This is a genomic window from Protofrankia sp. Cr1 (assembly GCF_963555865.1).
Classification (GTDB): Bacteria; Actinomycetota; Actinomycetes; order Frankiales; family Frankiaceae; genus Protofrankia.
Window position 1 is genome coordinate 5,096 of the sequence record NZ_CAUVXO010000144.1, and the last position, 6,333, is coordinate 11,428.

Below are 6,333 nucleotides of genomic sequence, written 5' to 3' on the forward strand. Positions count from 1 at the left end.
GGACGAGATCGGTTCGGACGAGATCGGTTCGCCAGTCAGTCCCGCCGGCCGCCAGGACGGGCCCGCCGACTCCCGGATCGCGGTCATGACACGTGCCCCGGCTGAGCCGCCACCGCGGCATACCCACAGTGGCAGCCCTCTTGTCGGCACCGCCGGGAGTGACGGATCATGAGCCTGCTGGCCGTGGGCCTCAACCACCGGACGGCGCAGACGTCCATCCTGGAGATGGCCGCGGTCACCGATGACGATGTGCCGAAGGTGCTCCACGATCTGTGCCAGGCCGCATGCGTCGCCGAGGCCGTGGTGCTGTCGACCTGTAACCGCACCGAGATCTACGCCGAAGTGGAGACCTTCCACGGCGGCGTTGCCGATGTCTCCGACCAACTTACCCGGATCACCGGGACAGAGCTCTCCGATCTTGCGCCGCATCTGTACGTCCACCATGAGGCTCGGGCTGTCAGCCACCTGTTCTCCGTCGTCTGTGGCCTGGATTCGATGCTGGTGGGGGAGACCCAGATCCTCGGGCAGGTGCGCGCGGCTTTTCGGACGGCCCAGGTCGAGGCCAGCGCCGGAGCCACTCTCGGCGGTCTGTTCCAGACGGCGTTGCGGGTGGGCAAGCGCGCACACAGTGAGACCGCGATCGGTTCGGCCGGAGCGTCGATCGTGTCGGTCGGGGTGGGCATGGCCGCGGCTGTCTGGGAGGGCGCCGCAGAGCGGGCCGCGCTGGCCGAGTCGCTGCCCGCGATCGACGCGCTTGCCGGGCGTCGGGTCCTGCTGGTGGGTGCGGGGGTCGTGGGAGCGCTGGCGGCGGCCGTGGCGCGGCGGGCCGGTGCGGCCGAACTCGTGGTCGCGAACCGTAGCCCGGCGCGAGCCCGGCGAATCGTCGAGGTCTACATGGCTGAGATGGTCGCGCTGACGCAGGTGGCACCGGAACTGGACCGGGCCGATCTGGTGATCACATCGACGGGTGCGGCCGGGTTGATCCTGACGCGTCAGGCGATCGCCGAGGCGATGGTCCGTCGGGGCGGGCGGCCACTGGTCCTGCTGGACCTCGCTCTTCCCCGGGACATCGAGGTGACTGTCCGTGATCTTCCGGGCGTCACCCTTATTGATCTTGACACCCTGCGGAGCGCCCTTGACGGCCAGCAGGTGGCCAGCGACGTCGAGGCGGTCCGGGCGCTCGTGGCGTCCGAGACCGGTACCTATCTTGATCGACGGCGTGCTCATCGGGTCGCGCCGACCGTCGTGGCACTTCGGGCGCAGGCCGCGGCTGTCGTGCGCGAGGAGCTCGACCGGCTGCAGACCCGTCTGCCCGACCTTTCCCCCCGTGACTGGGCGATGGTGGAGGGGACGGTACGGCGCGTGGCGGACAAACTTCTGCACGCGCCGACCGTGCGGGTGCAGCAGCTCGCTGCGTCCCCCGGCGGCGACACCTATGCCGAGGCGCTGCGTGAGCTGTTCGACCTTCCTCGGGAGGCCCCGGCCGTCGTGTCCGCACCCGAGCTACGAGAGGCACCATGACGAGCGGAAACCGTCGACCAGGTCGACCGGATGGAGAGTCCGTCCCGGGACCCACCGGGCGCAGGGATGCGCTGCGGCTGGGCACGCGGGGTTCGGCGCTCGCACTCGCGCAGTCCAGCCTGGTGGCGAGCTGGTTGCGGGAGCGGCTGGGCCGTCAGGTCGAACTGGTGCACATTGTGACCGCCGGCGACCGTTCCCAGGAGGCGATCAGTCAGCTCGGCGGGACCGGCGTATTTGTAAGCGCGCTGCGAGAAGCGCTGGTGGCCGGTGAAATCGATCTCGCCGTCCATTCCCTGAAGGACCTCCCGACAGCGACCCCGGACGGGCTTGTGATCGCGGCTGTCCCGCCCCGCGCGGACCCTCGTGATGTCGTCGTCACGCCGAGTGGGCGGAAGTTGAGCGACCTCGGGCCCGGCGGCACCGTCGGTACCGGGTCTCCCCGGCGAGCTGCGCAGCTGCGTGCGCTGGGCCTCGGGCTGAATGTCGTCCCGATTCGGGGTAACGTCGACACGCGAATTAAGAAGGCGATCGACGGAGCGGTCGACGCGGTTGTACTCGCCCATGCCGGGCTGGACCGGCTGGACCGGTTGGACGCGGTGACCGAGGTGTTGGATGCGGATGTGATGGTGCCGGCTGCTGGGCAGGGTGCGCTGGCGATCGAATGCGCGGGTGATCCCGACGTGCTCGACGGTGTTTTCGATCGGGCTGACCTGTACCGAGGCAATGTCACTCTCGCCGAGCTGCTACGGTTTGTGCTGGACGACCCACTGTCGCGCACGGCTGTTGCCGCTGAACGTGCCTATCTGGCTGCCATCGAGGCCGGTTGTAGCGCACCGGTCGGCGCTCTTGCCGACGTTGCGGTGGCGCCCGAGGGAGCAATGGCCGCCGGTGTCATCCGGCTACGGGCGGTGGTTGCGTCGCCGGAGGGGAACGGTGTTCTCCGGCGCGTGGTCACCGGGCCCGCTCACCACCCGGAGGCGCTGGGAGAGCGCCTCGCGGACGCGATGTTGTCCGCTGGAGCACAGACGTTGATGGGAAATTTCTGATCATGGCCACCCGCCGCACGAAAAAGCCTCTGATCCCGGTCGCTCTCGTTGGAGCCGGCCCACGCGATCCCGGCCTGCTGACCGTTCTTGCCACCGAGACACTGGCCAGCGCCGAGTCGGTGATTGTCGATCCCGATGTCGCTCCAGAGATTGTCGCCACGCTTGCCGGTGAGGTGCTGCGTATCGGCGATACCGAACCGGCGAAACCAATCATGGACGCGGACGCGGCAACCGCGGTGGTCGTCGCGCGGGCCCGGGCGGGGGAACGGGTCGTCCGGCTGTACGCGTCGGATCCGTGGCTCACCGGGATCGGTATCGCCGACGCGCAGGCGCTGGCCAAAGCCAAGATTCCTTTCCGGGTGGTGCCGGGTATTCCCACCGGTGCGGCGGTTGCCGCCTACTCGGGGGTCGCGCCCGGGCTTCCGGTCACCTTCGCAAGCACAGCGGGGGTGTTCTCCGCCAGCGGGGTGCAGCCGACCATCACTCCGGCGGCGGACACGCCGGGCATGCCGCTGGGTTCGGCGACGTTCGGGGCCAGTCGTCTCGGCGGGCGCGGTCTGTCTGAGCTGGGCGGGTCCGGCCTGGGCGGAACGGGCCTTGGGGGCGCAGGTCTTGGGGGCGCAGGCCTTACGGCATCGCCGCTGGGCGCGTCGCTCGGTCTCGGTGGGATCGGCGCGGGCCTGGGCGCCGCTGGTGTGCCCGGCTCGGAGGTCGACTGGGTGTCGCTGGCCCAGGCGCCCGGCACCCTGGTGGTGACCGCGGTCTCCAACGAGGTCGGTAAGGTCGCGGCGGCACTGGTCGAGCAGGGCCGCCCGGGCGACACACCGGTCGCCGTGACAGTGGACGGCACCACGACCGACCAGCGCACGGTCTCCTCCACCTTGGACCGGATCGAGGCCGATGCGGCGCCCGTCATCGCCAACGCACCATGCGTGGTCATGTCGATCGGTCCGGCGGTCGCGGCCCGCGGCAAGCTGTCGTGGTGGGAGTCACGGGCGCTGTTCGGTTGGACGGTTCTGGTGCCCCGGACCAAGGAGCAGGCGGCCATCCTCTCGGATCTGCTGCGCTCGCACGGCGCGAGTCCGCTGGAGGTACCGACGATCGCGGTGGAGCCGCCGCGGACAGCCGCCCCGATGGAACGTGCGATCACCGGCCTGGTGTCGGGCCGTTACCAGTGGGTCGCCTTCACCTCGGTGAACGCGGTCCGGGCCGTCCAGGAGAAGGTCGAGGAACGCAGCCTGGACGCGCGGGCGTTCGCCGGCGTCAAGGTGGCCGCGATCGGTGAGGCGACCGCAGATGCGCTGCGCGCCTTCGGAATCCGGCCGGATCTCGTCCCGTCCGGCCAGCAGTCCAGCGAGGGTCTGCTGGCAGACTGGCCCGAGTACGACGACGTGTTCGACCCGCTCGACCGGGTGCTGCTCCCCCGGGCGGACATCGCCACCGAGACCCTGGTCGCCGGGCTGAAGGACCGTGGCTGGAACGTCGACGACGTCACGGCGTACCGCACTGTGCGCGCCGCGCCACCGCCTGCTCCGATCCGGGAGGCGCTCAAGGGCGGCCGGGTGGACGCCGTGGTGTTCACGTCATCCTCGACCGTGCGCAACCTGGTGGGGATCGCCGGTAAGCCGCACGAGACCACGGTGATCGCGGTCATCGGCCCGCAGACGGCGGCCACCGCGGTCGAACTGGGCCTGCGCGTCGACGTCCAGGCGACGGAGGCGACCATCCCGTCGCTGGTGCAGGCACTGGCCGACTTCGCCGCCGAGCACCGTGAGGAACTGGGCAAGGTCGGTCCGCTCGCGGCCAGGCTACCCAAGCCCCGGCGCGGTTCCCGGCGGTGACCGCGCTGCCGGGCGCTGGTGGTCGCGCCGGGTTCCCGCTGGCCAGACCGCGCCGGCTGCGCCGTGGTACAGCCCTGCGGCGGCTGGTGTCCAACGTGCGGTTACATCCGGCGGACCTGGTGCTTCCGATGTTCGTCAAGGAGGGCATCGCCACCCCGGCGCCCATCGCCTCGATGCCGGGCGTCATGCAGCACACCCGGGAGTCGTTGCGTAAGGCCGCGGTCGAGGCGGCCCGGGCCGGCGTCGGTGGGTTGATCCTTTTTGGCGTTCCCGCGAGCAAGGACGGGCGTGGTTCGGCCGCGGATGACCCGTCCGGCATCGTGCAACTTGCTCTCGCAGATCTTGTCGCGGAGGTCGGCGGCGACATGGTCATCATGACGGACCTGTGCCTGGACGAGTACACCGACCACGGCCACTGCGGCCTGTTGATGCAAGACGGTGACGTCGACAACGACGCCACCCTGGCTCGGTACGGCTCGATCGCGGTGGCCCAGGCCCGCGCCGGTGCCCAGGTGGTGGCGCCGAGCGGGATGATGGACGGCCAGGTGGGCGCGATCCGCGCGGCGCTCGACGCAGCCGGCCACGCGGACGTGCCGATCCTGGCCTACTCGGCGAAGTACGCATCGGCCTTCTACGGCCCGTTCCGCGACGCGGCCGAGTGCACACCACGGTTCGGTGACCGCGCCGGCTACCAGCAGGACCCGGCCCGCTCGGCCGGTGAGGCCCTGCGCGAGGTCGCCCTCGACATCGCCGAGGGTGCCGACGCCGTGATGGTGAAACCCGCGTTGGCCTATCTGGACGTCGTGGCGGCGGTTGCCGCCGCCGTGGAGGTGCCAGTTGCCGCCTACCAGGTGTCCGGCGAGTACGCGATGGTGGAGGCGGCGGCGGCGAACGGCTGGATCGACCGCGAGCGCGTCATCACCGAGACGCTGACGGCGGTCCGCCGGGCCGGCGCGGACATCATCCTGACGTACTGGGCGACCGAGGTGGCCCAGCGCCTGCGCTGATCCGTCCGGGCACCTTTCTGGCGGCTTCGTTCCCGCCGGGCCCGGTCGCGCCACGCGTTTCTGTGGTCCTCATGTGCACTTTGCGGACAAATCCCCCTCCTTTGGCCGATAGGCTGCTTCACAGCAAGATCGGCCATCTTCTGGTGGAGGGACCGCAATGACCATGGTTCTGGAGCGACCGACGCGGGAGCTGTCGGTGGCGTGTTCGTACCGTTGGTACGAACAGATCGACTACGATGACGGCATGGCTGTCGCGAAGGTGTCCGTATCCCTGGACGAACGTGTCCTCACGGCCGCACGGGCGGCGGCGGCGGCCAGTGGCGTCAGCCTGTCGGCCTGGATGTCGCAGGTGATCGATCACCACATCGGCATCCAGGAGGGCCTTGCGGCCGTCCGTGAGTACGAAGCCGAACACGGCCCCATCCCCGCCGAGGCACGCGAGAATGCCCGCCGCGTCCTGCGCGAGCTGGGGGTGATCTCATGAAGGGTCTGATCTACGACGCGGGTGCGCTCGTCGCTGCGGAGCGATCGGACCACAAGGTGTGGGCCATGCACATCGAGGCGTTGGAGCATGACGTTCGGCCGATTGTTCCGACGCCCGTGCTGGCGCAGGTCTGGCGAGGTGGCCCACAGCCGAACTTGTCTCGCCTGCTCAAGGGATGTGACATCGAACTATTCTCCGAGGAGAGCGCGCGAGCCTGCGGGACGCTCCTGGCAAAGGCTGACCGATCGGACGTCGTGGACGCGGCGGTTGTCGTCTCCGCGGCGACGAAGGGGCGTTCGGTTGTCACGAGCGATCCGTCGGACGTGTCCGCCCTTGCGGACGCGCATGACACAAAGATCAATCTGCACGTCGTCTGAGTACGACGAGGTGGCTGCGAGGGCACCTGGACAACAGATACCCTCGCGGCCACCCGC

Annotated in this window: 6 protein-coding genes; all 6 read left to right on the forward strand. The window is 69.8% G+C overall.

From position 1 onward, the window contains the following. The first annotated feature begins 168 nt into the window (after window positions 1–168). The 6 genes from U9980_RS13430 to U9980_RS13455 all read left to right on the forward strand — a co-directional run bounded on the left by U9980_RS13430 (window position 169) and on the right by U9980_RS13455 (window position 6,276). A complete protein-coding gene (locus tag U9980_RS13430) occupies window positions 169–1,521 on the forward strand; it encodes a glutamyl-tRNA reductase (RefSeq protein WP_322768215.1) in 1,353 nt (450 codons plus the stop codon). After that, window positions 1,518–2,567, forward strand: a complete 1,050-nt coding sequence (hemC, locus tag U9980_RS13435; RefSeq protein ID WP_322753992.1) for a hydroxymethylbilane synthase — start codon at window positions 1,518–1,520, stop codon at window positions 2,565–2,567. The genes U9980_RS13430 and hemC overlap by 4 nt, the downstream gene beginning before the upstream one ends. 2 nt (window positions 2,568–2,569) lie before the next feature. Further along, the gene (locus U9980_RS13440) at window positions 2,570–4,408 is read left to right on the forward strand and encodes a uroporphyrinogen-III synthase (protein WP_322768216.1); all 1,839 of its coding nucleotides are present in this window, start codon (window positions 2,570–2,572) and stop codon (window positions 4,406–4,408) included. Further along, on the forward strand, window positions 4,405–5,415 hold the full coding sequence (hemB, locus tag U9980_RS13445) for a porphobilinogen synthase (RefSeq protein WP_322768217.1): 1,011 nt from the start codon (window positions 4,405–4,407) through the stop codon (window positions 5,413–5,415). Before U9980_RS13440 ends, hemB begins: the two co-directional genes overlap by 4 nt. 157 nt (window positions 5,416–5,572) lie before the next feature. Further along, window positions 5,573–5,899 carry a hypothetical protein gene (locus U9980_RS13450; protein ID WP_322768218.1) on the forward strand — a complete coding sequence of 109 codons (327 nt, stop codon included), beginning with the start codon at window positions 5,573–5,575 and terminating at the stop codon, window positions 5,897–5,899. Then, window positions 5,896–6,276, forward strand: coding sequence for a twitching motility protein PilT (locus U9980_RS13455; protein WP_322768219.1), 381 nt, complete (start codon window positions 5,896–5,898; stop codon window positions 6,274–6,276). The genes U9980_RS13450 and U9980_RS13455 overlap by 4 nt, the downstream gene beginning before the upstream one ends. The last annotated feature ends 57 nt before the right edge of the window (window positions 6,277–6,333 follow it).